This window comes from Rossellomorea aquimaris TF-12, from assembly GCF_001648555.1.
GTDB classification, from domain to species: domain Bacteria; phylum Bacillota; class Bacilli; order Bacillales; family Bacillaceae_B; genus Rossellomorea; species Rossellomorea aquimaris.
In genome coordinates, this window is sequence record NZ_LQXM01000027.1 from 389,433 (window position 1) to 415,452 (window position 26,020).

General features: G+C 37.9%; 22 protein-coding genes and 1 pseudogene. 9 read left to right on the plus strand and 14 right to left on the minus strand.

Going from position 1 to position 26,020, the window contains the following annotated elements; translation table 11 throughout:
* Nucleotides 1-27: 27 nt before the first annotated feature.
* Nucleotides 28-273, plus strand: a complete 246-nt coding sequence (locus tag IQI_RS11255; protein ID WP_064092726.1) for a DUF6154 family protein — start codon at nt 28-30, stop codon at nt 271-273.
* 114 nt (nt 274-387) lie between these two features.
* Here IQI_RS11255 and IQI_RS11260 read toward each other — a convergent pair whose 3' ends face one another.
* Nucleotides 388-570, minus strand: a complete 183-nt coding sequence (locus IQI_RS11260; protein WP_064092727.1) for a putative motility protein — start codon at nt 568-570, stop codon at nt 388-390.
* Between the two features lie 166 nt (nt 571-736).
* On the opposite strand from IQI_RS11260, the gene ytzI reads away from it, so the two are divergent.
* A complete protein-coding gene (gene ytzI, locus IQI_RS20615) occupies nt 737-907 on the plus strand; it encodes a YtzI protein (RefSeq protein ID WP_231893412.1) in 171 nt (56 codons plus the stop codon).
* 45 nt (nt 908-952) lie between these two features.
* Here ytzI and IQI_RS11265 read toward each other — a convergent pair whose 3' ends face one another.
* Entirely contained in the window at nt 953-1,426 is a 474-nt protein-coding gene (locus IQI_RS11265) for an S-ribosylhomocysteine lyase (RefSeq protein WP_064092728.1), read from the minus strand.
* A 174-nt stretch (nt 1,427-1,600) separates the two neighbouring features.
* On the opposite strand from IQI_RS11265, the gene yidD reads away from it, so the two are divergent.
* Together yidD and IQI_RS11275 are read left to right on the plus strand one after the other, a co-directional pair.
* On the plus strand, nt 1,601-1,846 hold the full coding sequence (gene yidD / locus IQI_RS11270) for a membrane protein insertion efficiency factor YidD (RefSeq protein WP_064092729.1): 246 nt from the start codon (nt 1,601-1,603) through the stop codon (nt 1,844-1,846).
* A 270-nt stretch (nt 1,847-2,116) separates the two neighbouring features.
* Nucleotides 2,117-3,046 carry a metal ABC transporter solute-binding protein, Zn/Mn family gene (locus IQI_RS11275; RefSeq protein WP_064092730.1) on the plus strand — a complete coding sequence of 310 codons (930 nt, stop codon included), beginning with the start codon at nt 2,117-2,119 and terminating at the stop codon, nt 3,044-3,046.
* Nucleotides 3,047-3,305: 259 nt separating this feature from the next.
* On the opposite strand, the gene IQI_RS11280 is transcribed toward IQI_RS11275, so the two are convergent.
* Complete coding sequence (locus IQI_RS11280; RefSeq protein WP_064092731.1) at nt 3,306-3,749, minus strand: cell wall hydrolase; 444 nt, start codon at nt 3,747-3,749, stop codon at nt 3,306-3,308.
* A 298-nt stretch (nt 3,750-4,047) separates the two neighbouring features.
* Here IQI_RS11280 and IQI_RS11285 point away from each other — a divergent pair, with 298 nt between their 5' ends.
* Nucleotides 4,048-5,400, plus strand: a complete 1,353-nt coding sequence (locus IQI_RS11285; protein ID WP_064092732.1) for a cytochrome ubiquinol oxidase subunit I — start codon at nt 4,048-4,050, stop codon at nt 5,398-5,400.
* Nucleotides 5,401-5,422: 22 nt separating this feature from the next.
* Nucleotides 5,423-6,451, plus strand: coding sequence for a cytochrome d ubiquinol oxidase subunit II (locus IQI_RS11290; RefSeq protein ID WP_064092733.1), 1,029 nt, complete (start codon nt 5,423-5,425; stop codon nt 6,449-6,451).
* Nucleotides 6,452-6,516: 65 nt separating this feature from the next.
* Here the strand turns inward: IQI_RS11290 and menC are convergent, their stop codons facing one another.
* The 6 genes from menC to IQI_RS11320 form a co-directional block, all read right to left on the minus strand.
* A complete protein-coding gene (gene menC / locus IQI_RS11295; RefSeq protein ID WP_064092734.1) occupies nt 6,517-7,623 on the minus strand; it encodes an o-succinylbenzoate synthase in 1,107 nt (368 codons plus the stop codon).
* Nucleotides 7,613-9,118 carry an o-succinylbenzoate--CoA ligase gene (locus tag IQI_RS11300; RefSeq protein WP_064092735.1) on the minus strand — a complete coding sequence of 502 codons (1,506 nt, stop codon included), beginning with the start codon at nt 9,116-9,118 and terminating at the stop codon, nt 7,613-7,615. Before IQI_RS11300 ends, menC begins: the two co-directional genes overlap by 11 nt.
* Nucleotides 9,119-9,192: 74 nt before the next feature.
* The gene (menB, locus tag IQI_RS11305; RefSeq protein WP_064092736.1) at nt 9,193-10,011 is read right to left on the minus strand and encodes a 1,4-dihydroxy-2-naphthoyl-CoA synthase; all 819 of its coding nucleotides are present in this window, start codon (nt 10,009-10,011) and stop codon (nt 9,193-9,195) included.
* Nucleotides 10,012-10,026: 15 nt separating this feature from the next.
* Nucleotides 10,027-10,836, minus strand: a complete 810-nt coding sequence (gene menH, locus IQI_RS11310; protein WP_064092737.1) for a 2-succinyl-6-hydroxy-2,4-cyclohexadiene-1-carboxylate synthase — start codon at nt 10,834-10,836, stop codon at nt 10,027-10,029.
* Complete coding sequence (menD, locus tag IQI_RS11315; RefSeq protein ID WP_064092738.1) at nt 10,833-12,572, minus strand: 2-succinyl-5-enolpyruvyl-6-hydroxy-3-cyclohexene-1-carboxylic-acid synthase; 1,740 nt, start codon at nt 12,570-12,572, stop codon at nt 10,833-10,835. The genes menH and menD overlap by 4 nt, the downstream gene beginning before the upstream one ends.
* Nucleotides 12,565-13,977 carry an isochorismate synthase gene (locus IQI_RS11320; RefSeq protein WP_064092739.1) on the minus strand — a complete coding sequence of 471 codons (1,413 nt, stop codon included), beginning with the start codon at nt 13,975-13,977 and terminating at the stop codon, nt 12,565-12,567. Before IQI_RS11320 ends, menD begins: the two co-directional genes overlap by 8 nt.
* A gap of 302 nt (nt 13,978-14,279) precedes the next feature.
* Here IQI_RS11320 and IQI_RS11325 point away from each other — a divergent pair, with 302 nt between their 5' ends.
* Nucleotides 14,280-15,203, plus strand: a complete 924-nt coding sequence (locus IQI_RS11325; protein ID WP_064092740.1) for a 1,4-dihydroxy-2-naphthoate polyprenyltransferase — start codon at nt 14,280-14,282, stop codon at nt 15,201-15,203.
* 655 nt (nt 15,204-15,858) lie between these two features.
* On the plus strand, nt 15,859-16,617 hold the full coding sequence (locus IQI_RS11330) for a TraR/DksA C4-type zinc finger protein (protein WP_064091080.1): 759 nt from the start codon (nt 15,859-15,861) through the stop codon (nt 16,615-16,617).
* A 45-nt stretch (nt 16,618-16,662) separates the two neighbouring features.
* Here the strand turns inward: IQI_RS11330 and IQI_RS11335 are convergent, their stop codons facing one another.
* From IQI_RS11335 to glgB, 5 genes and pseudogenes are all read right to left on the minus strand, one after another.
* Nucleotides 16,663-19,068: a glycogen/starch/alpha-glucan phosphorylase gene (locus IQI_RS11335; RefSeq protein ID WP_064091081.1), complete on the minus strand. Its 2,406-nt coding sequence runs from the start codon at nt 19,066-19,068 to the stop codon at nt 16,663-16,665.
* A complete protein-coding gene (glgA, locus tag IQI_RS11340) occupies nt 19,058-20,503 on the minus strand; it encodes a glycogen synthase GlgA (protein ID WP_064091082.1) in 1,446 nt (481 codons plus the stop codon). The genes IQI_RS11335 and glgA overlap by 11 nt, the downstream gene beginning before the upstream one ends.
* A complete protein-coding gene (locus IQI_RS11345) occupies nt 20,500-21,528 on the minus strand; it encodes a GlgC family sugar phosphate nucleotidyltransferase (RefSeq protein WP_064091083.1) in 1,029 nt (342 codons plus the stop codon). The genes glgA and IQI_RS11345 overlap by 4 nt, the downstream gene beginning before the upstream one ends.
* Before the next feature lie 40 nt (nt 21,529-21,568).
* Nucleotides 21,569-22,702 carry a glucose-1-phosphate adenylyltransferase gene (locus IQI_RS11350; RefSeq protein WP_408006815.1) on the minus strand — a complete coding sequence of 378 codons (1,134 nt, stop codon included), beginning with the start codon at nt 22,700-22,702 and terminating at the stop codon, nt 21,569-21,571.
* Nucleotides 22,605-24,602: pseudogene (gene glgB / locus IQI_RS11355) on the minus strand (1,4-alpha-glucan branching enzyme). The gene IQI_RS11350 and the pseudogene glgB overlap by 98 nt, the downstream one beginning before the upstream one ends.
* A gap of 827 nt (nt 24,603-25,429) precedes the next feature.
* Here glgB and IQI_RS11360 point away from each other — a divergent pair.
* Entirely contained in the window at nt 25,430-25,831 is a 402-nt protein-coding gene (locus IQI_RS11360; protein ID WP_082892554.1) for a hypothetical protein, read from the plus strand.
* Nucleotides 25,832-26,020 lie beyond the last annotated feature (189 nt).

A 26,020-nucleotide genomic window follows, 5' to 3' on the forward strand; every position in this document is an offset into this window, starting at 1 on the left:
GAATCTAATTATAGGGAGGTGAAGAGCATGAAGTTAATCGAAGAGATTTATGAAATGTACCGAGGAAGAATTAAAGGTACTGACGAAGACTTAGACCTCATTGCCCTTACAATATTAGAAGACACTTCTAGGCACGAGCTACTAGAATTAATTCAGGAAATGGAAACGGAAGAACTGGAATACTTCTTTCGCCTATACATATTTGAAACTTTAAAAGAAAAATGGTCCAAAAGCGAAGAAAGAGTCCTAAGGGAAAAAAAGAGTTTGCATTAAAAGAAAAAGAGAATGGCTTTGTTAAGAGGCAGAGCTTTAATTTCAACACTCTCTAACCAATACAAGAGGACGCATCGTAGAAAGCTTCTACGATGCGTCCTCTTGTTCAATCCCTTACCCTTTAATATCAACAGTGTGTCCTTTACTTGGATGAGGTGCAGGCTGTGAAGAATTCATTTTTTCCAACATTGCTGTTACCTGTGCCGTTTGAGTAGACATTTGACTTTTTAATAAATTCATACTCAAGGTATGCTGAAGCTCAGCTACCTGCTTTCCCATAATTGATGAAAGATTCATACCAACATCCTCCTTGTTTAATACACTATTTCATTAGAATAATAAAAAGTCATAAACGATACCTTAAGGATAGCAAAATATTCCACCAATTGATAGATCATGCTCTTAAGTAAAAAATGTATGATTATTTTGCATGTGATAAAATAGAAAAAAAGGGGGTAGCATCATGTCAATGACACTTGTTCTGATTATTGCTGTGGCCATATGTATTTTAGTAATCTTTGTAAGTGCCCTTACAACGTCAAAAGCATACACATCTGTTAAACATACAGTGGATCCAATTGAAAATAATCCACATCTTGAAAAGATGGAGCAAGAAGAAGATAACAAAGAATAAAACTTAAAAGCCATCGTTTTTTTAAAAACGATGGCTTTTTATATATTAAGCAAATACCTGCTTTAAATCTTCTTTACTTTGACTGAGCCAGAAACGCATTAACTTCTTTGCTCCCTCTAAATCATGAAGCTTCGCTTGACCACATTGCTTTTCATTGGCAGCTGGAATTTCTTCAATTTCAACGGCTTCCTTCATAGTAGCCTCTAATAAATCAATGATTTCTTCCACTTTCGGCTCTCCACTAACAACCAAATAGTATCCCGTTTGACATCCCATTGGAGAAATATCAATGATGTCAAAATGATTATAGGGCTCTGCATATTTACGTATAGTAAAGGCGAGTAAATGCTCTAGTGTATGAATAGAATCAGGCTTCATCGCTTGTTTATTTGGTTGAGAAAAACGAATATCAAATTTATTCACTAATCCATCTGTTCCTACCTTATGAACACCACAATGTCTAACATACGGTGCTTTCACTGCATTATGATCTAATTCAAAACTTTCTACTGATGGCATTAAAAATCACTCCCATTTAGTTTCTATATATAGTATAACGTAAATTCATAGTTATTTCATCAACTTAATATGAATTACCTGTTTTTCACTATAAACTTGGTATTTTAAGCTAAAAGGTTTTTATCCTTATTTTACTTTGCTATATTTAAAGAAAATCAATTAGGAGTAATTGCTATGAAGAGGATGCTACTGGCATTATTTAAACTATATCAGCTTGTCATTTCGCCACTTAAACCTCCAACATGCCGATTTTATCCAACCTGTTCACATTACGGGATAGAAGCAGTAAGTAAATTCGGTGCCTTACGAGGAGGTTGGTTAACCATTAAGCGAATTGTAAAATGTCACCCTTTCCATCCTGGTGGCCTTGATTATGTCCCTGATGAATGGCCTTCGAAAAAAAAGAATGAAATGGACTAACTCTGCTTAAAGAGGTAGTCTTTTTTTATTGGAATATTTTTAAAAAGAATCTTTCTTTATTTACTATGCATTACTCTTGCTTATTCCCCATAAGGGTAGTAAAATAACCTTTGTGCTAAATCGTAATGATTACACTTAACATCTTATTAGAAGATTGTTTTCAAGAAAAAAACGCAGCATCAATTCAATCAAATATCCAATGATATAAACTGACATTTAATTGATAGAAAAAAGATTTACAAAACTATTTTTATAAAGGAGGATACTTTCTTGAACTATATTCGTAATAGCTGGTTATTATTAATTGTTTTCTTTCTAACAGCTTGCGGCGCTACTTCAGAACAAAACAATAATGAGAAAAAAGATACAATGAAAGTTTACACCACTGTGTATCCACTGGAAGACTTCACGAAAAAAATTGGAGGGAAACATGTTGAAGTGGAAAGCATCTACCCTCCCGGCGCAGATGAACATACATTTGAACCTTCACAAAAAGATATGATAAAAATGGCAGATGGAGATGTATTTCTATACATTGGCATGGGTCTGGAAGGGTTTATCGATGACGCTAAGCCGATCCTTGAAGACGAAGACGTCGTAGTTGTTCCTGTAAGTAAAAACATCAACCTTGAAGAAAGTCAGCATCATGATGAGGGAAATGAAGACGAACACGACCATGACAATAATCCTCATATTTGGTTAGATCTCGTTTATTCCAAACAAATGGCTAATACCATTGCGGAGACATTATCAAACGAAATGCCTGAGCATAAAGAACTCTTTCAAGAAAATCTTGAAACCTTAACTGCTGACCTTGATCATTTAGATTCTGAATTTAAGAAAATGGTCGAAGGCTCCTCTAAGAATACTTTTTATGTTTCTCATGCTGCTTATAGCTATTGGGAAGAACGATATGGGATAAAGCAAGAAGCCATCGCCGGCTTAAATACTGCTAACGAGCCTTCACAGCAAGAGCTTAAAAAAATTATTGAAAAAGGAAAAAAAGATAATGTTCAATATATTTTATTTGAACAAAATGTATCCTCACGTTTAACAGAGGTCGTTCAAAAAGAGCTTGGAGCAAAATCGTTAACCATTCATAATTTATCCGTATTAACAGAAGAGGATCGATCAAAGGAAGAAGATTATTTTTCACTTATGAAGAAGAACATACAAACGTTAGAAAAAGTATTGAAGTAAAGTAAGAGAAATATTAATAATGAAATATCACTAATCGCACGTTGACTTTATCCCGTGCGATTTTTTTATTATCCGATGTTGAAATCCGTCAGGGGTTCTCTTTTTAATAAGGCTATTGATGTTAGCGAAATATCTATTTCCCACAAAAAAGAAGCTTATTTTTTAAAAATAAGCCCCCTTCGTTTTAACACAACATTTCACAAACTTCCTTCCCTGGACGAATCTGTTACTCATTTTATTACCTATATAAAAACACACCTTAACCTCCGATATAAACACTGCTACATGTCCCAGCCGCCGGTTCATAATAACAATGATTTTTATATTGACCCGAAAAAGGTTGACCGTACCATGTTCCAGGACAGGGAGCATATGGATTAAAATACCAAAGAGCATATTTAGCTGGGTGCTGACTCCAATAATCCAAATTCTTTTTTGCTAATCTTTTTTCAACTGATCTCGCTCTGTTATAGAAGAGATTCCCTTTTTGAACAGCTTCAAAAGAATAATTTCCTCCTTGTACTTGAAAAATAACTTGTCGAATAGTTCTTACCTTTTTAAAGTCTAAACAATCGGCTTTTGCACGGTTAACAATCACATTTCCAACATACAACATTCCTTGTTTTCCTTCACCTTCAGCTTCCGCTCTCATCATCCTCGCCATTAAGGCAACGTCTGAATCCTTGTATTTGACTCTTGGCATTTTATTCACCTCAAAAATAGTGTATGAAAAAAGCCTATATAGATGTCATTAAATATAAATTAAGAATGCTTATTATTTATAAGCACTCTTAATATTCATCGATTAGATAACTCCTTTATGAGCAAATCAATCTATCCATTCGTATGGGACATAACATCTGAAAACACTCTACTTCCATACAACTTCTCATTAAAAAATCACAATCAAAACTCTTCTGGAATTATAAATCCCATGAATATTTTTTTCCATTAAGTGGACAATAAGGAAATGTTAATGACTAGTAAAGGGAGAAATGAGAATGGATGAATTAGTAATTGCTCGTTCCTTGTTCGGTACAACCATGGCATTTCATATCATTTTTGCCACACTTGGAGTGGGAATTCCGTTAATGATTATCGTGGCTGAAGTAATGTTTCAACGGACGAACGATATCGATTATTCTGTGATGGCAAAGCGCTGGACTAAAGCCTTCGCTGTTCTCTTAGGGGTAGGGATTCCTACAGGAACGATTGCGGGAGTACAATTATCTCTTCTTTGGCCTGGTTTTATGGAGGTCATTGGGCGAGTCATGGCACTGCCTTTCCAAATTGAAATCTATGCTTTTTTCATAGAAGCTCTTTTTATGTCCATTTATGTGTACGCAGCTAATCGAATTGCTCCCTGGATGAGAATCGTAAGCTTAGTATTGGTGGCAATAGGTGGATTAGCATCGGCTGTTCTCATTACGAATGTTCATGCCTTCGAGGGGACACCTGCTGGGTTTAATATGGTAAATGGAGAAATTACAGATGTTGATCCATGGAAAGCTTTTTTTAACCCGAGCTTTTTTGTCACAGCGGGTCATGTAGCATTGTCTGCTTATGTGGTGGGGTCTTTTACGATTGCTACCGTGTCAGCCTACAAAATGTTGAAAACGCCATTTGGAACTAGAATTTATAAATTTCATCAAAAGTCACTTATGATTTGCCTGTTAGTGGGAGGAGTTTTCTCATTCTTCACGGCCATTAACGGACATGAATCGGCTCAAATGCTCCATGAATATCAGCCAGAGAAGCTGGCAGCTGCTGAAGGGCTGTTTGAAACGCAAACTCATGCCCCACTTGCGATTGGAGGTTTCACAAATCGAGAAGAACAAGAAGTAAAGTGGGGAATTGAAGTTCCCTGGGCACTTAGCTTTTTAGCAGGAAACAGCTTTGACACTGAGGTTGTTGGTTTGAATGATTTTCCTGAAGAATATTGGCCTCCGCTATTTGTTCATACGTTATTTAACGGAATGGTAGCAATTGGCTCTCTTCTCATACTACTTTCCCTCATCGCCTATGTGTGGAACAAGCTATTAAAAAAAGATCGTTTTCCAAAATGGTTGATGTGGGCATTTGTAGCTGGGGGGCCTCTATCCATTCTAGCCATAGAATTTGGTTGGATTTTCGCGTGTACGGGTAGACAGCCTTGGACGATCTACCGGATTCTTAGTACTGAGGATTCGGTTACAACGTCCGGAAACTTAGGTATTCTCTTTATTCTCTTCGTTTCTGTTTATGCCATTTTAGCTGTGGCTGTTGTCCTTGTCCTATTGTATTATTTCAGACGTAATCCCCCAGAAAAAGACTTAAATAAAGCTGAAAGCAAGGATATCCCCCTTTCTACATAAACGAAATTGGAGGTGAAGAACCGTGACCCAAGCATTGATTGCCATAACCATTCTATGGGGGTTTGTATTTATCTATGCTGTAATGGCTACGATGGATTTTGGGGCTGGATTTTGGTCTATGCTATACATCGAACACGATAAAACGAAAGCAACCAATATCGCGAACCGCTACCTCTCCCCAACTTGGGAGGTGACCAATACATTTATCGTCGCATTAGTTGTTGCCGTATACAGCTTGTTTCCTGGTGCTGCTTATTCCCTTGGAACTGTACTACTTGTTCCAGGGAGTTTAATTTTACTTCTATTGGCCATACGAAGCGCCTTCCTTGTATTCTCTCATGTAGCTGATGATTACCGGAAATTACTAACTTATATTACGGGCATAACCGGCCTTTTAATACCCGGATTGTTGATAAGTGTGCTGCCCATTTCTCATGGTTCTTATATAGATTTTGAAGATGGTCAAACCCTATTACTTGGCAAGCTGTTTACCAGCCCTCATGAATATGCTTTTTTCGGCTTTGCAGTGGCTAGTACATTGTTTCTTTCATCCCTTCTTTTAGCTGATTACTCCAAAGCTTCAAAGGAATTTGACGCCTATATCGTCTATCGCAGGGATGCTATGATTATAGGACCCATCTCTGTTATCATGGCTTTTCTTATAATGATTACGATGAAAAATGAAGCAGCGTGGATTTATGAACGAATGATGGAAGATGTTACGTTATTATTGATTTCATTAATAGGCTTTCTGATTGCAGGCGGAGCTCTTTTTCTTCCTACGAATAAAGAAGGTATGAAGGGAATGCCCCGGATCGCAGTTATTGCTGTTACATTTCAATATGTAATTGCCAGCTATGTTTATGGGAAAGCCCATCTTCCTTATATCATTTATCCAGAAGTAACGATTCAATCAGGATTCACAGATCCTACTTCCTTTAAGGCAGTATTTATTACCTACATCGTTGGGTTTATCATTCTATTCCCTGGCTTTGTTTACTTTTGGAGCTTGTTTATGAATGACAAACGTTACCTAAGACAAAAAAGCTGATTCTTTGCCCTTAAAAGATTTCAAGTCTATAAAAAGGCAGCAATTAACATCGCTGCCCCTTCATACTATATTTCAATCACTTCTTTAAACTCGGTAACTTCAATCATTCGCTTTTTATTTAATTCCACTCCGATACCTGGTCCTTCTAACCTGTCAACATATCCATGATTCACTACAATCGGTGTGTCAATTATATCCTCATCCCAATACTTAGAAGAAGACGATATATCTCCAGGAATAGAAAAGCCTTCTAAACTGGCAAGTGCCAGGTTATGAGCCCTTGAAACACCGAACTCAATCATACCCCCACACCATACCTTTTTTAGGTTTTCCTGGCATAACCGATAAATTTCTAAAGCATTCGTGTATCCACCCACTCGACCTAGTTTAATATTCACCACTCCACAACTATTTAAATAAATAGCGCTCTTCATGTCTTCAGGAGTAACAATGCTTTCATCTAGGCATATAGGAGTCTTCATTTCCTTTTGCAAAATCGAATGCTCTACTAGATCCTTCACACCTAATGGCTGTTCTATCATTTCTAATTGAAATTCATCCAACTCGTTTAAATGCTTTGTATCCTCTAACGTATAAGCTGAATTCGCATCGGCGAGTAAAGATAAATGAGGAAATTCACTCCTTATGACTTTTAGAAGTTCTATATCCGCTCCTGGAGAAATCTTGACCTTGATCCTTTCGTACCCTTCATCTACTAAGTCACTAGCTTGCATGACCATTTCATTTAATGATGGAGCTCCGACCACAGCACCTGCAAGAATTTTATTTCGGGTCCCGTTTAGAATGGTCCAAAGGGGTTTATTGTGCTGTCTTGCATATAAGTCCCACAGAGCCATCTCAAGGCTGGCCTTAGCCATTGGATTTCCTCTTACTTGTTTGAAACGTTGTCCTATTTCTTTCGGATGAGAAAAGGGTGCTTTTTCCACAAGTGGGAAAAGGACATCCTTTATCATGTGATAGCAGGTTTTCACCGTTTCCTCTGTATACCACGGCGTTGAAAAAGCAACGGCTTCTCCTAATCCAGTTAATCCGTCTGTGTCTTGAACTTCTACAATAATCGCTTCTCGCTTCTCTACTGTTTGAAGATGAGTAACAAATGGTTTCTTTAGAGGCATAGAGATCACATGAAGCGTAAGTTTATTAATCTTCATGACTAAACCCCCCCTGTTCCCATTGCTCTCTAAGAACCCTTCTAAGAATTTTATTTGATGCATTACGAGGAATCTCTTTCACAAAAATGACCTTATTAGGTTGTTTGAAAGCCGCTAATTTTTCCTTACAGTAGTTGATGACCGTTTCTTCAGTCAAAAAAGGAGGATCATTTCTCACGATAAAGGCACACGGAACCTGTCCCCAATGGTCATGAGAAATTCCTACTACCCCTACGTCATCAACACCATCCAGAGCTAAAAGCACACTTTCTATCTCTGCCGGGTAAACATTTTCTCCTCCAGAAATGATTAAATCCGAACGTCGGTCAAGAACAAATAAAAACCCTTCTTCATCTACATAACCAATATCCCCAGTATAAAACCAACCTTCATCAAAACTCTTTCTATTTGCTTCTTCCCTTTTATAATACCCTTTAGTTACGTTAGGTCCTTTAACAACAATCTCTCCCTCTTCATAAGGTAAGGTCTTGTCACTTTTGCTAACGATTCTAATTTCAGATGGGAACAAAGGCTTACCTGCAGAACCAAGTTTTGAAAAACTATATTCTGGTGATAAGGTGACGATTTGCGAAGAGGTTTCAGTCATTCCATAGGTTTGAAAAACAGGAATTCCCTTCTCCTTACACGTTTCTAATAATGGTAAGGGGGCTGGCCCTCCTCCTAGCAGCATACATCGAAAATTCGAATGGTAGGACCGTTCTCCTAATGATTTCGTCATACGCTGAAGCATGTTACTAACAACAGACATAATGGTAATACTTCCACTTTGCAGCTCCTCGTTAATAGAATTCACATCAAAGCTTTCATAAAGACGTACCTTCATACCATAAATCACACTTCTCATTACAATTGAATAGCCACTAATATGAAAGAGGGGAACAGAACATAGCCAGGCATCATTTTCACTTATCCCCAGATTCAATGAAGATCCAATTGCACTCCACCAATGGTTTCCATAGGATTGCAAAACTCCCTTTGGAGCACCTGTTGTACCGGATGTGTACATAACAGAACAAGCTTGGTCTAACTGAAAATAATCCCGGATTTCAAACCTTGATGGAGGAGCATTAAATAATGTCGACACGCTTACTTTATTTAATTGTTTCTTTTCTTCTGATAATCCCTCAAGCTTGTCTTCAAATTCATCATCGTAAATGATGGTTCGAAGGTTCATATCTTTTATTTGATAAGACAGCTCATTTGGACTAAGACGGTGATTTAACAATACAGTAGTTAACCCTAACTGTTGAATAGCATGGATCACAAATACGGATTCCACCTTATTCTTAATCATTAATCCCACAAATGGCTCATGATTGGAATTCAAAAGTGTATGAAGCTTTTCAGCCATCATAATAGCTTTTGTCCATAAATCTTTAAAAGTATAATCCTCCTCACCAAAACTTAAAGCGATTCGATTCGGTGTTAAAAAGGATCTCTGTTTCAACCAATTTGGAAGTTCTTGTGTTGACATAAAAATGGTTCTCCTATCCTACTATGTATTTAAAAAGCCTGATGAATCTGTCAAGATTCATCAGGCCACCCCTATTAAGGGAAACGAGGGAATTGTCCAAAGTCTGGCTTACGCTTTTCTTTAAATGCGTCTCGACCTTCTTTTGCTTCGTCCGTTGTATAATATAAAAGTGTTGCGTCACCGGCAAGCTGTTGAAGGCCCGCTAGTCCGTCTGTATCCGCATTAAAGGATGCTTTCAAGAAGCGAAGGGCAGTTGGACTGTTTTCCAGCATTTCTGAAGCCCATTGAACAGTCTCTGCTTCAAGCTGCTCATAAGGAACTACTGTATTAACAAGTCCCATTTCCAGAGCTTCTTGTGCGTTATACTGACGGCACAGGTACCAAATTTCTTTCGCTTTCTTATGTCCGATGATTCTTGCTAAATAGCCTGCACCGTAACCTGCATCAAAGCTTCCAACCTTAGGTCCTGTTTGTCCAAAGATGGCATTATCAGCTGCAATGGTAAGGTCACATACAACATGCAGTACATGTCCACCTCCGATGGCATAACCTGCTACCATAGCAATAACCGGTTTAGGAATAACGCGAATTAAACGTTGTAGATCCAGTACATTCAGACGTGGGATTTCATCTTCCCCAACGTATCCACCATGCCCACGAACTCGTTGATCTCCACCTGAACAAAATGCTTTTTCACCAGCACCTGTCAGGATAATAACGCCTACTTTAGAATCGTCACGAGCATAAGCAAATGCATCAATTAATTCCATTACCGTTTTAGGACGGAATGCATTACGTACTTCTGGACGATTAATCGTAATCTTTGCAATCCCATTATATGTTTCATACAAAATATCTTCGTAGTTTCTTTCTGAAACCCATTCAAAAGCCATTAGTTTCTTCCTCCTTTATGTAGTTAACAATAGATTCTCTATTATTGTACCAAACTTTCGAGGTTCTTCCACATGAATTGCATGCCCAACGTTGAAAAATGTCACAATTTGAAAGCTAGAATTTCTTTCTTTCATTTCTAGAGCAATATTTTTGAACTTCTCATCTTGTTCCCCTACGAGTAAAAACACTGGCACAGACATACATTCCAGCTTTCCCCACCATGAAGGCTGCTCTCCTGTTCCCATTCCCAAAAGACTATTCGCTAATCCGGTTGGATTCTGCCTCAAACGTTGTTGTCGAATCCTTTCTTGAACATCTTTAGGGAGCTTTTGTTGTGTAGAGAACAAAGGAACGTTCTCCCAAAAATCAACAAAGGATTGGATGCCATTCTTCATAATGTTTTCTGCTAACATGTGGTCTCGTTTGCTTCGTTCGCGACGTTCTTCTTTATTTTCAATACCAGGAGAAGCACTTTCTAATAGTAAAGCCTTCACAAGTTCAGGGTTTACCATTGAAAAATGGAGTGCCAAACGTCCCCCCATTGAGTAGCCTACGATCGTCGCTTGTTCAATTTGAAGTTGAGCAAAAATCGATTGAAGGTCTTTTGCCACAGCATCCATACTGTACCTATTAGTGTCCTCGGGGCTGTCTGTTTGACCATGTCCGATAATATCCACACTTATACATTGATATTTTTCACTTAGTTTACTCGTTACATATGACCATGTCGTTGTATCCCCCGTAAATCCATGAAGAAAAACTAAAGGACTTCCTTCTCCTTTAACGTCTACATAATATCGAATATCATTCACTTGTAAAATCATTGGTTGTTTCCTTTAAATTTTTCAACCATTTCCCGGGAAACAAAATTCCACAAATTACGATGATTTCCAACATTGTCTTCACGATTCGTCAGAACCTCAATCACCTTTATTCCTTTTGTCTGTTTTGCATGTTCAAGGGCAGGAATGAAGTCTTTTTGTTCTTTTACAAGGGTATGATGTGCTCCATATAATTGAGCTGCATGGAAAAACTCCAAATCCATTGGGGTCCCGAATAATTCTTCAAAGTGATTCTCTTCTTTAGCTTGTGGCAGATAAGAGAAGATCCCCCCTCCATTATTATTTAGGACGACGATTGTTACATCTAATTGATATTTCCTCCCTATTAGAAGAGCATTTAAATCATGGAAAAATGCCAGGTCACCAATTAGAAGGTATAGAGGTTTTTTTTGGGTACTCATACCAAGTGCAGTCGAGACAACTCCATCAATTCCATTGGCTCCTCGATTTGCATATATTTGTATATTTCTTTCATTATGAAAGAAGTACGTATCAATATCACGTATCGGCATACTATTACTAGCAAAAAGAGTTGAATCATTAGGTAGTTCTTCGAGTAGTTGGCGAACTGCCAACCCTTCATCCCATTCTTGGCTTCCATTTAGGAGTAATTCTTTTGTAGTGTTATTGACGTTCTTCCAATGAGATAACCATTCTGATTTTTCCTGGGAGTCTTCCTTTTGCATGCTGGTACAGAATAGTTGTTCATCACAGTAGATATATTCTTTTCCTGCTGCAATGGGATCCTGCCAGTCCTCTCCTCTACTAATAATCCAAAAAGGAATATCTGTTAGGGATTTCAGAAATAACATAAGGGATTTTGATACGGGCATGGCCCCAAAGCGGATTACGATATCTGGGCGTAAGTCCTCTTTTAGCTCTTTCACTTTTAAAAACGTATCATAGGAATCCATAATCTGATCCTTGGAGTAGTTTCCACTGCGCATAAGGGAAAGAGGATCAGCAACAATAGGAAGCTGATATTGCTTAGAAAATTCTATAACCGCTCCAATGGCTTGCTCATCCAAACCCGGTCCGCATACAAGTAAACCACGCTCTTTGTTATTTAAAGCTTCTTTTAGTTCTTCACTAATTGTCGGATGTAAACCTCTACTTCCGTGGAGAACCCTTTTTCCCTTGTTCCCGTCCCCGAACTGTATCTCATTGAGATTTGGGATTAAAGGTTCCCGAAACGGAAAATTATAATGAACAGGGCCACGTGGTTCTCCCATGCTCAATCCTATACCTTTAACAGCAGAAGACTTTGCATATTGAATCATAGAAGGACTATTTTCTGGCAATGCCATATCAATAGACCATTTCACATGCTTGCCAAACAGATCGATTTGATTAATTGCTTGTGGAGCTCCCACTTCCCGTAATTCATGAGGACGGTCTGCCGTCATTACAACCAAAGGGATTTTAGAGTATCGTGCTTCAATTACGGCAGGATAATAATTTGCTCCAGCTGTTCCCGAACTACAAAGAAGAGCTACAGGTTTGTTTTTTGCCTTGGCAATCCCAAGGGCAAAAAACGCTGCTGAACGCTCGTCCACATTGATATAAGTTTTGATGTGAGGATGGTGTGCGCATAATAATGCTAAAGGAGTGGAGCGAGAGCCCGGGCTTATGACAACCTCCTCTACTCCATTACCCACCATTTCCTCTATAAAAGCAGCTACATAGCGCGTTAAACTCTGTTGGTGTTCGTTAGTCATGTATGTTTCCCCCTAATGCACGTAGCATCGGTCGAAATTTCATTTGTGTTTCTTTATATTCACTCTCAGGTTGTGAGTCAGCTACAATGCCACAGCCTGCATATAGATAGGCATTATTTTCTTGAAGAAGACCTGAACGGAGTGCAACGGCAAATTCTCCATTTCCATATGCATCAAGCCAACCGACTGGCCCTGCATATAAACCTCTATCCATCTCTTCTTCCTTCCTAATAACATATAACGCCTTGTCTCTAGGAACTCCACCCAGGGCAGGTGTAGGATGCAGTTTTTCCACAAGATTGAGCAGAGTCGTGTGTTCTGAAGCCTCTCCAATGACGGGAGTATACAAGTGCTGAATGTCCTTTAATTTCATCAATTGTGGAGTTGAAGGAATACTCAACTCTTCACAATATGGCTCCAAACCTTGTCGGATACTATCCACCACCAGCTGGTGCTCATACCGATTTTTTTCATCATGAAGAAGTTCTTCTCCAAGCTTTTCATCTTCAAGTAAATTGTGGCCTCTTGAAATGGAACCAGCTAGGCAGGTAGAGAGAATTTCCTTCCCCATTTTCTTCACAAGTCGTTCTGGAGTAGCTCCTATAAAACAGCTTTCTTTTCTTTCATAGCTGAAAATAAAGCTATCTGGCTGCTGTTTCCACAAATTATCTAAAACAAAATCAGATGTAATAGGTGTGTCAAAGGAAACCTTACATCTTCTAGCAAGAACAACTTTGTTCATTTCCCCTTGTTTTAATTGATTCACAACATTTTGAACCGACTGCTTCCACTCCGTGGGATTTATGTCTTTAACAGACCTTCCATTAGGCTGGACAGGAGAAGCACTCGTCATTTTCGCATTAGAAAGTAGCTTATTCCTCAAGTCCATTAAAGCTGAATAGGAGTCTTCCTCCTCTTCAGGATGACACAAATAATTAGTTGTCAAATAGTTCTCGTTCCCCACTTTTGTCAGCATAAAAACAGGTAATTGAAGAGTACCGTTTGTGAAATGCTTCCACTCGCTCCCTTCTTTATTTAATGGATCAAAGCGAAATCCACCAAATAGAAGAGGACCAGTTCCTGTCCACTTTTCTTGAGATACAATGACCGCTTTTTCGATAAAGCGCTTCCACTCATTCTCAACAGTAAAAAAACGTTCAGTTTTCTCATCCGTAGAAACAAAGTGTGTTGATCCAAGTCCTACGATTGAGATAGTATGATCACGGTCCTTCCACAAAAAACGCTCTCCATTAAAGAATGAACTGCCTTCATAATAAAAAGAAAGAGGATCTATTGTATCTATTGCCTCAACCACGCTAAGAAGGACGGGGTGATGGAATTGTTTAGCCTTTAACTTGGCTGTATCATATGCTTTTTCAATTTTGGTTTTATGGATGGTAACCAATTGAATTCCCCCAAACAATCACGTACATAATTCAAACTTATTATAAGATACACCTGACAATGAGGTGTGTCAACGAAGTGTTAGATATAAAAACCATTATTTATCCTTATTATATATAATAAACCCTTTTTTCCCGTTTGAGAAACCAAAAGGGTTGTAAAAGTACGTATTTAATGGAAATTTAAACCTTCATAAATTTGATGAAATATATTGACAGTCCCTTTACCATTACCTACACTTTAATTTGTAAAGGAATTGTAATGTTTTCTGAAAATTCCTTGCTAGATAAGGGAGAGAGATGAATGGAACAACATGTATCCAATGTATTGGAATCAGATAAAGGCTGGAAAATTTGGTGGCAACTGACTAGACCCCATACCTTAACAGCTGCTTTCGTACCTGTTCTATTAGGTACGGTATTTGCCTTACAATATACAGAAATAAACTACCCAATGTTTGTGGCAATGCTCTTAGCTTGTTTACTTATTCAAGCTGCGACCAACATGTTCAATGAGTATTATGACTTCAAGCGTGGTCTGGATACTGAACAGTCTGTGGGGATTGGCGGCGCCATTGTTCGAAACGGTGTGAAGCCATCCACAGTAATGTCACTCGCATTTTCCCTATATGGTATCGCATTACTCCTAGGGATATTTATTTGCCTTAATAGCACTTGGTGGTTAGCCTTAATAGGTATAGTGTGCATGGCCGCAGGATACTTTTATACTGGAGGACCGATGCCAATTGCCTATACACCATTCGGTGAAATTGTTGCTGGTTTGTTTATGGGACTGATCATTATTTTGATTTCCTTTTATATACAAACAGGGAATATCACTACTGCAAGCATTCTTATTTCAATTCCCATTTCTATTTTAGTGGGTGCCATTTTATTAGCCAATAACATTCGAGATCTTGATGGAGATAAAATCAACGGGCGTAAAACATTGGCTATTATTTTGGGTAGAAAAGGCGCTATTATCCTTTTAGCCAGTATGTTTTCTGTATCGTATATCTTTATCGTTTTACTCGTCCTTTTTGGAGCAGTTTCACCTTGGCTGCTAGTCGTCTTTCTTAGTATTCCGAAAGCGCTGAAAGCTACGAAGGGCTTTATTGGAAAATCACAACCCATCGAAATGATGCCAGCCATGAAAGCAACGGCACAGACGAATACAATCTTCGGGTTCTTAATGTCTGTTGGGTTAATGATTGGTTATATTTTATAAAAGATGTTTTTATTTCAGATACGCAAGAAGTGGTTGATTTCCGCTCCAGGTTGCTCGCTTTCCGCGGGGCGTGAGTTGAGCCTCCTCGGGCTTTTGCCCTGTGGGGTCTCAACTTTCCCGCTATTCCCGCAGGAGTCGAGCACCTTACGCTCCAATCAACTTTCTAAGTATGAGTTTCTTAATATAGACTAATATAAATACCTTATACCTTTCGAAAACAGCCATTTTTCAAGGTGTACAGTGGTCGATTTTTGCTTGTATAGTTTTAGATTGTTTTTTCACTATCCAGCTCTGTCACAAACTCCTTATAGATGGTGAGGGAAACTACGTAGACTCTTGCGGAAGTACGGTCGTGCCGTGACCCCTGGAAGCGAAGCTGAGGAGGCTAGGCCGAACGTCCGCGGAAAGCGGAGCGGTTCACCTCACCATCCTGCACATACTAGTCGACAGAGCCATTGACAACACTTATGTTATAAAACAACAACTTTTGCGAAAAGAACAATTTAAAAAACAGAGTGGAACATGTCTTTTTGTTCCACTCTGTTTTTTTATGTTTTAATGACACCACTTTCGGATAAAGTATGGATAGTACATTATTTATCTAAATTCAGCTTTTATTGGTACAGGCTGAACATTAATGAAGGATGTGAAGAAAGTGATTTCAAACAGTCAAATAGAGACATTAAAAAAGGAATTACTCCAACAAGAAAGTCAGTTACAGGAGCATTTAAATCGAGATTTAGACAGTCTTCATCATACAAATGAACGAGATAATTCAGGGGAACTTTCTCTCTATGATAATCATCCTGCAGATATGGGAACCGAATTATATGAAAGAGAAAAGGATTATGCAATTGATGATCATGCAAAAATTGAATTAAATAAAATTCAGAACGCATTACAGGCAATCACAGAAGGAACTTATGGGCAATGTAAAGAATGTGGGCAAGAGATTCCTTACGAACGATTAGAAGTTATTCCTACCACACTGTACTGCAAAGATCATTCACCTGAGCAATCAACACCTCAAGACAGACCGGTGGAGGAAGATGTTTTACAACCTCCAATCGATAATGAGTTTAGACACAAATCAGAGGGAAATGTTCGTGATGACGAAGACAGCTTCCAAGAGGTAGGACGTTTTGGCACCTCAGAAACCCCGTCTGACTTTGAAGGTGATTATGAAGACTACTCTGAACTTTACCAGGGTGAAGACACATCAGAAGGATTCACAGAGGATTTTGAATCCTTTGTCGGGACTGACATTGAAGGCTCTAACCGAAAGGCATACCCTTCAAAGACCCATGAAAACTATGAAGAAATGCTTGATGAAAATGATATTGAATCAACCATGGGAGACATCCCATATAAAGATGGCGATAGTTATGTTTCAAACAAAAAGAATAATAAATAAATGAAAATGCTTGGGGTCCTTTATTCCCAAGCATTTTCTCATTCTCTATTGTGTTAAACTTCCATGGGCAATTCCCCATATGTCTTTCGCGTACTCTTCAATCGTACGATCACTTGAGAAATATCCAGAGTTTGCAATATTTTGTAAGCACATTCGTGACCATTCTTCTTTCTTCTCATAGGCTCTACCAGCTATATCATGTACTCTTACATACGAATCAAAATCACGTAAAACAAAGAAATGATCATTTTCAGTTAATAAAGAGTCATAAATCATTTCAAAATGGTCTCCGGCTTCAGGAAGTGTATCATCAATCAGTTGAGACAACACCTTTTTAATACGCGTATCATAGTGATAATACTCCATGGCATAGTAGCCTCCATGCGACTGATATTTCATTACTTCCTCTGCAGTCAGACCGAAGATAAAGATATTATCGATCCCCACTTGCTCTAAAATTTCAATATTCGCTCCATCCAGAGTGCCTAACGTAAGAGCACCATTCATCATAAACTTCATATTCCCCGTTCCAGAAGCCTCCTTACTCGCTGTGGAAATCTGTTCAGAAATATCCGCTGCGGGAATGATTTCTTCTGCAAGAGAAACTCGATAATTTTCTAAAAACACCACTTTAATTCGATCCCTGACAAGTGGATGATTGTTTACTAAATCTGCTACGGAATGAATCAGTTTTATAATTTTCTTTGCGTAAAAATAGCCTGGAGAGGCTTTCGCTCCAAATATAAACGTTCGAGGATGAAAGTCAAAGCTAGAATCCTCTATACAACGATTATATAGATGAAGAATGTGCAGTACATTCAACAATTGGCGTTTATAGGCATGCAGTCTTTTCACTTGAATATCAAAGATTGATGTTGGGTCTACTCTAAGTCCATTATTTTTGAAAATTCGTTCTGTTAATTTATTCTTGTTTAGTTGTTTCACGTTATATAATTCATTTAAAAAGGATGAATCTTGACTGAAATTCTGCAAGTTTACTAGTTTGCCTGGTTGCCCAATCCAATCATCTCCAATAGCTGTACTAATTAGCTTAGCTAATGGAGGATTACTATTAAGCAGCCATCTTCTATGGGTAATGCCATTGGTTTTGCTGTTGAATTTCCCAGGATAATATTGATAGAATAAGTTCATTTCTCTCTGCTTTAATATTTCCGTATGAATTTTCGCCACTCCATTTACACTAAAGCTACCGACAATAGCAAGATGAGCCATTTTCACTTCATCATGTGAAATAATCGCCATCTCCTCGATTCTTTTCCAATCACCAGGGTATGCTTTCCATAAATCCTTACAGAACCGTTCATTGATTTCATTTACAATCATATATATCCTCGGCAATAAAGGTTGAAAAATACGAATAGGCCATCTCTCTAAAGCCTCAGATAGAGTGGTATGATTTGTATAAGCGAATGTTTTCGTTGTAATCTCCCAAGCCTCCTCCCACTCAAAAGAATGCTCGTCTATCAGAACTCTCATCAATTCTGGTATGGCAAGAACAGGGTGAGTGTCATTTATATGAATCGATATATTCTCATGCAACTCTTTTAAATGTCCATACCGATAAAGATATGAATTAAGAATGGAACGAATGCTTGCTGATACTAAGAAGTATTGCTGCTTTAAACGAAGTATTTTTCCTTCATCATGTGTGTCATCTGGATAAAGGAATTCCGTAATGGCTTCTGTATCCCGCTTGTACTTCATCATATCTTTCCCTGCTTTATAAGCTGCTGGCTCAGCACTCCACAGTCTCAAGGTATTCACTGTTGATGTTTCGTGACCTACCACAGGCATATCATAGGGAACCGCCGATACAACTTCAGCTTCTACATGACGAAACTTTAAAACATCCTCTTCTTTATAAGATTCCACCTTGCCCCAAAAAGGAACCTCAACAGCTAAGTCTGATTTTCGCACCTCCCAAACATGACCATGTCGTAACCATTGTTCAGGTAATTCCATTTGAAATCCGTTGACAATTTTTTGCTCAAACAGACCATGCTTGTATCGAATCCCGCATCCATGACCAGGTAAATTGAGGGAGGCTAAGGAATCCAAAAAACACGCTGCCAGTCTCCCTAATCCTCCATTCCCAAGACCTGCATCATGTTCAACTTCCTCTATTTCACTCAAATCTATCCCTAAATCCTTTAAGCCTTTATCCACGATATCGTAAATACCTAAGTTCATTAGATTTTGACGCAGCAGACGGCCGAGGAGAAATTCGATGGATAGATAGTAGACTTGCTTTTGCTTACTAAAACGATATTGTTCATTGGTGTGAATCCAATTCATACTAATGTACTCACGAATTAGATTGCCCAAAGTGAAGAATTGATCCTGAGTTGTGGATTCAGGGAAGGTTTTTCCGTACATCATTTCGAGCTTTTTCAGAAACATTTCTTTAAACTCATTGTGATCAGAAAACATGGCTTTCACTCCTTGATACCAAGTCTGCATAAAGTTGATTATACTTAAAGGCTGATTGAGCCCAACTATAATCTTTATTCATGGCAGTCCTTACGATATGATTCCATGTTTCTGGATTCTCATGATAATATGTCAGAGCTCTCTTATAGGTATAAAGCAAATCGTGTGCATTAAAGTTTTTAAATGAGAAACCATTACCTGTTTTCGTTTCTTCATTGTATGACTCCACTGTGTCATTTAAGCCGCCTGTTTCCCGTACAAGGGGTAATGCCCCATATCTCATGGCGATTAACTGTCCTAGCCCGCATGGCTCGAATTTTGAAGGCATCAAAAACAAGTCTGAAGCAGAATAGATTTGTTTTGCTAAATCTTCATTAAATCCTATTTGAACCCTAACTTTCGAAGAATATTGAGACTGCATCTCTCGGAAAAACTGTTCAAACTCCCAATCTCCCGTTCCCAACAAAACAAATTGGACCTCTTCTTGAATCATTTCATGAAAAACAGCCCGAATGAGTTCCAGTCCTTTTTGATTAGTTAATCTTGAAATAATAGCTACAAGAGGAATTCGTTCATTCTCTTCTAACCCTAACTGTTTTTGTAAATGAAGCTTAGCTTTCATTTTTCCTTGAATGTTTCCACTAAAGAAGGGAAACTCCCCTTCTTCGGGATTATATACAGAATCATCTATACCATTAAGGATCCCGAGTAACTGGTTAGATCGTTGATTTAATATGCCATGCAGCTTTTCCCCATAATAAGGGGTAAGAATTTCCTCTTTATATGTAGGGCTTACGGTTGTCACATAATCCGAAGAAATCAATGCTGCCTTCATAAAATTGATATTCCCATAAAACTCGAGATAATCAGAATGAAAATACTTGTCATGAATCCCTAATAAATCGGTCATGACAGGCTTAGGAAATACCCCTTGGAATTGAAGATTGTGAATCGTAAACACGCTTCTCATAAAGGAATACCCTGGTCTGTCTTGATACTCCGTTCTCAATAAAAAGGGAACCATTCCTGTGTGCCAATCGTGACAATGAACAACATCAGGATAAAAATCCAGAACGTTCATACCTTCTAACACGGATCTGGTGAAAAATGCAAAGCGTTCACCATCATCAAAATAGCCATATAATTGATCTCGGTTAAAATAATATTCATTGTCAACAAAATAATAGGTTACGCCACTTTCAACTATTTCTTCAATACCACAATATTGGTTCCGCCATCCAATCGAAACAAAAAATTCTCTCTTTTTCTTCATTTTAGAGCGAAACTCATGAGGGATTCCACCATATTTAGGTAGAATCACTCTAACATCAGTCCCTAAACTCCTTAGCTCCTTAGGTAATGCACCTGCAACGTCTGCTAAGCCACCTGACTTAATAAAAGGGACACATTCAGATACAACAAATAACACCTTCACGAATTCATCAGCGCTCCTTGTATCATTCCTTTCCGAATGACAATTGGTTTGGTAGGATCTCCTATTAGCTTCACGCCATCCTCGACTCTTACATCTTTGTCTAATATTACATTCTCTAATACACAGTTATCTCCAATTTGACTCTTTTGCATAATAATACTATTTGAAATAGAGGTATTCACACCCACCTTTACCGCTCGAAACATAGTAGAATTTTGAACTTTCCCTTTAATATAACAGCCATTTGCAATAATACTGTTTTTCACACTGGCAGCTGAAGTATAGCGAGTTGGTGGTTCATCTTTAACCTTTGTATATATTGGGGTATCCTTTTTAAAGAGTTCTTTCCAATAGTTAATATTTAACAGCTTCATACTTGCTTCGTAATAATCCTCAATGCAATCAATGGTTTCAACAAAACCAATATGTTCATATCCACATACCTTAAACTCACTTTCAATATCCTCTACAACATCCTTCATGCACGTATACCCAGTATTGCGTCGTTCATTGATTAACTCAATCAGCGTAGACGTTTTTACTAAGTACATGTCTAAGGATTTCCCGTTATGACGAATTTCCGTTATATCACAACCGATTCGGATATGTCTTTCTAAAACAGGTAAATAATTAATGTTACACAAAGTAAAGCAGTTACTGATTAAAGCGTACTCTTGGGAACTCCGATTAAAATAATCAATATGGTGTGCAAAATGATTAAAGGAGCCTACTCCCTCCTCACTTGCATCCAGACTTGGTGCCGGAAAGAAGAATAATCCGTCACGCTTTCTGTTTAAGTCCCAGTTCTTTCCTGAACCCAGGTGGTCCATGAGAGAACGATATTGGAACTTAGGGAATATTGCCACAGAACCGATATCAGAATTCACCATATTCGAAAGAACAAAATCAATTAACCGATACCTTCCTGCTATGGGTAAAGCAGCCAATGAACGATGTAAAAGTAAATCCTCTAACGAATCATAATAACTAGTCGCATCAATAACACCAAGCAATGAATTTTTCAAAACACTTCCTCCTCTTAAGTTGTATTATAGATTTCAACCGTTACACTTCTTCTTGTTCAAGTAGTGTTTCAATGAATGATTCAGTGACCAATATGATTTCATCAGATCCCTCTTCAGGCATAATACATACCCCATTTGGAACCTTTACATTTGATGGAACAATCGCTTGTTCAATATATGCATTCTCCCCGATAACAGCATCAGGCATAATAACTGAACGGCTGACGTGCGCTCCTTTTTTAACGGTCGTGCCTTGAAAGAGAACAGATTTACTAATACTTCCTTCAATGGTGCATCCTTCGTTCACAAGAGATCCTTCAACAAGAGCGTCTTCCGAAATATACTGTGGCGGCTCATTAGGGTTGACAGAATACACTCTCCAATCATGATCAAATAAATTTAATTTGTTTTTCTCATCAATCAAATCCATATTTGCTTCCCATAGACTTTTAACCGTACCTACATCCTTCCAATATCCTTTAAAGGGATAGGCCATTAACTTCTTCTTCTCATCCAGGAGCAAAGGAATGACATCCTTTCCAAAATCATGGCTTGAATCAGGGTTACGCTCATCCATCTCTAAATAATCTTTTAAAACACTCCAATTAAAAATATAGATTCCCATTGAGGCAAGATTACTCTTAGGGTAGGCAGGCTTTTCCTCGAACTCCGTGATTCTCATCTCTTCATTGGTATTCATCAGCCCGAATCGACTTGCTTCATCCCAACCAACCTCTATAACAGAGATAGACACATCTGCTTTTTTCTCAATGTGATAATCCAACATTTTGCTATAATCCATTTTATAAATGTGATCTCCTGATAAAATCAAAACATACTCTGGATCGTACTGTTCCAAGTAATTCATATTTTGGTAGATGGCACTTGCTGTCCCTGTATACCATCTCATTTCAGAGGATTCAGCATATGGTGGCAAAACCGTTACTCCTCCATTTTTCCGATCAAGATCCCATGCACTACCTATTCCAATATAAGAATTTAAGACTAATGGTTGATATTGAGTAAGAACACCCACCGTGTCGATTCCTGAATTTGTACAATTACTCAAAGTGAAGTCAATGATGCGGTACTTCCCTCCAAAAGGAACAGCAGGTTTCGCTAGGTTTTTTGTTAACGAACTCAACCGACTCCCTTTTCCTCCTGCTAATAACATAGCCACACATCGTCCTTTTGCCATTCTTCTATCTCCCCTTTCAGTTTATTGGTTTTAAGTAAACAGCAGCATATGGCGGGATCGTCATTTCCACATATCCATCTCTTCCATGATACGCCCCTTGATGCACATGAAGAGGATGAGGATTTACTTGATGTGAACCACCAAATCGATCATCATCACTATTCCATATTTCTTCGTAATAAGAAGCAAGATTTACTCCCACCTTATACTGGTGATAAACATTAGGACTGAAATTACAGATTACCACTAGATGATCATTGCTCTCTTTAGCCTTTCGAATAAAGGAAAAAATCTGTTGATCTGCATTATTCACATCAATCCACTCGAACCCTTCTGAACGATGATCGAGCTCATATAATGGTTTAGCACCTTTATATAAATGCAGAAGTTCTTTAAAATATGAATTAAATTTGTGATGAAATTCGTAACTTGTTAAATGCCAATCTATTTCTTCTAGATCCTTCCACTCTGAAAAAGGAGCGTATTCACTGCCCATAAACAATAACTTCTTTCCTGGGTGTGCTACTAAATAGCTAAGTAGCAGTCGATACTGAGCAAACTTTTGCCAATAGTCTCCCGGCATCTTATTTAACAAAGACTTCTTCCCATGAACAACTTCATCATGAGAAAATGGAAGGACGTAATTCTCGGAAAATGCGTATAAAAGAGAAAACGTAATCAATGAATGAACATCTCTTCGCTCTGAAGGGGGCGTTTCCATATATTTCAGAACATCATTCATCCAGCCCATATTCCATTTATAATTAAAGCCGAGTCCACCATAATGAACAGGAGATGTGACCTGTGGCCAATCTGTTGAATCCTCTGCAATCATTAATATGGACGAGTCATATTCGAATACAGACTGATTTAATTTCTTTAAAAACTGAAGGGCTCCATCATTCGGTGACATCTCTCCTTGATTAGCCCAGTAAATAATGTTTGAAACTGCATCTATTCGAAATCCATCAATATGATAAACTTCCATCCAAAAGCGGGCATTTGATAGAAGGAAGCTTCTAACCTCTCCCTTTCCTAAATCAAAGTTGGCTGTTCCCCACGTATAATTTTCACGATCACGTTCTTCTCCATATTCATATACAAATGAACCATCAAACTCATAAAGTCCATGTGCATCCTTACAAAAGTGCCCTGGTACCCAATCCAATATCACCCCAATATTATGTACATGACATTCATTTATGAACTGCATTACCTCATGGGGAGACCCATAACGACTTGTAGGGGAATAATAACCAGTGCTCTGATAGCCCCATGAACGATCAAAAGGATGCTCCGTTATAGGGAGTAGCTCAATATGAGTAAAACCATGTTCCTTCACATGGGGAATTAACTCTTGTGCCAGCTCTTTGTAAGAAAGAAACTCTCCCTTATTCTTCTTCCATGTCCCCAAATGGACTTCATAAATGAACATAGGCTGATCATACACAGTCTTCTTTGACCGTTGTTCCAGCCACTCTTCATCCTCCCATTGGAAGCCTTGTAATTCATAGACCATACTTGCAGTACGGGGGCGTTTCTCTGATGCAACCCCATAAGGATCTGCCTTAAGCTTTTTAACACCTGATGAAGTCATAATTTCATATTTATATGTTTCACCCGATAAATTCCCATCTACTCTAATTGTCCAAATACCTTCATTATTTCTTTTGCTAAGCTTATAATGAAGCCCATTCCAATCATTGAATGAACCTACTAACCTAACACCTCTGGCATTCGGTGCCCAAACGCAAAATTCTGTATAGGTTCCAGAAGGAGTTCTCCTCACATGGGAGCCCATAAACTGATAAGCTTGCTGCATACTTCCCTCATGAAATAAAAAAACATCATAATCAGATATCATCATTGCGTTCATCATCTCACCTACATTTTTTCAATCTACTAACTACTTTCTTTGATATACTTGAAAATCCTTTATATAAACATCGTCCAATTCCGACAATATCCTACACGGAGGGAGATCTAGTAACAACAAATGTAAATAAGTTCCAAATGATAGGGTTTTCATTACGAATTTTTGATGAATGGTGTCGAAAGGTTTTTTCATTAAAAAAGAAGAAGTAGTTTTAAATAGAAGATAGAAAACTCATGTATAAGAATTTATTTTGGTTTTAGAATCTTAGAGTGGTTAATTAGGAAGTGGCTAAAGAATAAAAATGTTGGCTATTGCTGAGTAGGTAAATCTAATAAAAGTATTTGGAAGGTAAGATTGTTTATACATGGGGATAGTGATATAGGTTATGAATCGATGAACTAAATATGGTAGGGGGAAACTAAATCTAAGAGTAATAAAAGTGATTACTACTTCTTAATTAAATACAAGATGTGCTCACAAAGTGGCTCAATTCACCTTAAATCTGGCCCAATTTCCTTGAAAAGTGGCTCAATATATAGAGATTCTGGCCCAATTCTACAAACTATCTGATTTCAGAGTAGCGTTTACGGAATAATATAAGTTCATATTGTAGAATTCCGAAAATGTTATTGCTCCTACACACATTTCTAGATGAATTTGCCTCCAAGTATTAGAATCCATTTAACATCAAAGAAACCCTTTTAAAATGAATGACTAGATTATTAAAGAAAACGTAATACAAAATATAGAAGCATATTATACACTTAGGTTATCTAGATTTTGATAAAAGCATCTTCGTATAATTGTTAAATGAAAGGAGATTAATTTTGAAGAAGGTATCTGTTATTGTACTTCTTTTTCTATTATTAGTTGGATGTAGCCAAAGTGATGTCCAGCATGATACAGAATTAGAGGAAGCTATTTATTCTGTTGTTGGGGATCAAAATAAAAGTGAGATAAATATTAGATCATTGACGACATTCGACTGGGAAAAAGCTCTCCTGTTCACACCTTATAGTACACAAGAAGGTATTGAGGAACAATTAGGTTTTGATTTTAAAGACCCATCCAATATAGATACTAGAGACGATATATATCTTTTGGTTTTCCTTAACAACGATAAAGTCGTTCAATATATTGAGATAGCACGTCAAGGTACTGACTTTTCAATAGGAGAAAAGGGATACCTTACTCCATCCGATAATGTGATAAGTATTGAAAGATATTAAAAAGGCATTTCTCTTGTTGTAGTAACGACATCCTTAGTTAAATAAGAAAGTGGAACTTCCTACTTTATGAAAATTCCACTTTTATGCCTAATATGAACATTAAAGTTTAACAAAGCCTAAATAAAAAACAAAAAAGGACTATCTAATGATAGTCCTTTACGTTAATGACCCATACGGGATTCGAACCCG

What these genes read in the sequence shown, in the direction of transcription:
- ytzI (WP_231893412.1), top strand. Translation starts at nt 737, where the DNA reads ATGTCAATGACACTTGTTCTGATTATTGCTGTGGCCATATGTATTTTA.
- IQI_RS11350 (WP_408006815.1), bottom strand. Translation starts at nt 22,702, where the DNA reads ATGTTATTAGCAGGAGGAAAAGGGAGTCGGTTGAGTTCGTTAACAAAA.
- yidD (WP_064092729.1), top strand. Translation starts at nt 1,601, where the DNA reads ATGAAGAGGATGCTACTGGCATTATTTAAACTATATCAGCTTGTCATT.
- menB (WP_064092736.1), bottom strand. Translation starts at nt 10,011, where the DNA reads ATGGCTTTTGAATGGGTTTCAGAAAGAAACTACGAAGATATTTTGTAT.
- IQI_RS11335 (WP_064091081.1), bottom strand. Translation starts at nt 19,068, where the DNA reads ATGTTTTCTGATCACAATGAGTTTAAAGAAATGTTTCTGAAAAAGCTC.
- IQI_RS11255 (WP_064092726.1), top strand. Translation starts at nt 28, where the DNA reads ATGAAGTTAATCGAAGAGATTTATGAAATGTACCGAGGAAGAATTAAA.
- menC (WP_064092734.1), bottom strand. Translation starts at nt 7,623, where the DNA reads ATGAAGATTAATAAACTTACGCTTCATGTGATCTCTATGCCTCTAAAG.
- IQI_RS11265 (WP_064092728.1), bottom strand. Translation starts at nt 1,426, where the DNA reads ATGCCATCAGTAGAAAGTTTTGAATTAGATCATAATGCAGTGAAAGCA.
- menH (WP_064092737.1), bottom strand. Translation starts at nt 10,836, where the DNA reads ATGATTTTACAAGTGAATGATATTCGATATTATGTAGACGTTAAAGGA.
- IQI_RS11260 (WP_064092727.1), bottom strand. Translation starts at nt 570, where the DNA reads ATGAATCTTTCATCAATTATGGGAAAGCAGGTAGCTGAGCTTCAGCAT.
- IQI_RS11285 (WP_064092732.1), top strand. Translation starts at nt 4,048, where the DNA reads ATGGATGAATTAGTAATTGCTCGTTCCTTGTTCGGTACAACCATGGCA.
- IQI_RS11300 (WP_064092735.1), bottom strand. Translation starts at nt 9,118, where the DNA reads ATGTCAACACAAGAACTTCCAAATTGGTTGAAACAGAGATCCTTTTTA.
- IQI_RS11325 (WP_064092740.1), top strand. Translation starts at nt 14,280, where the DNA reads ATGGAACAACATGTATCCAATGTATTGGAATCAGATAAAGGCTGGAAA.
- menD (WP_064092738.1), bottom strand. Translation starts at nt 12,572, where the DNA reads ATGACTAACGAACACCAACAGAGTTTAACGCGCTATGTAGCTGCTTTT.
- IQI_RS11280 (WP_064092731.1), bottom strand. Translation starts at nt 3,749, where the DNA reads ATGCCAAGAGTCAAATACAAGGATTCAGACGTTGCCTTAATGGCGAGG.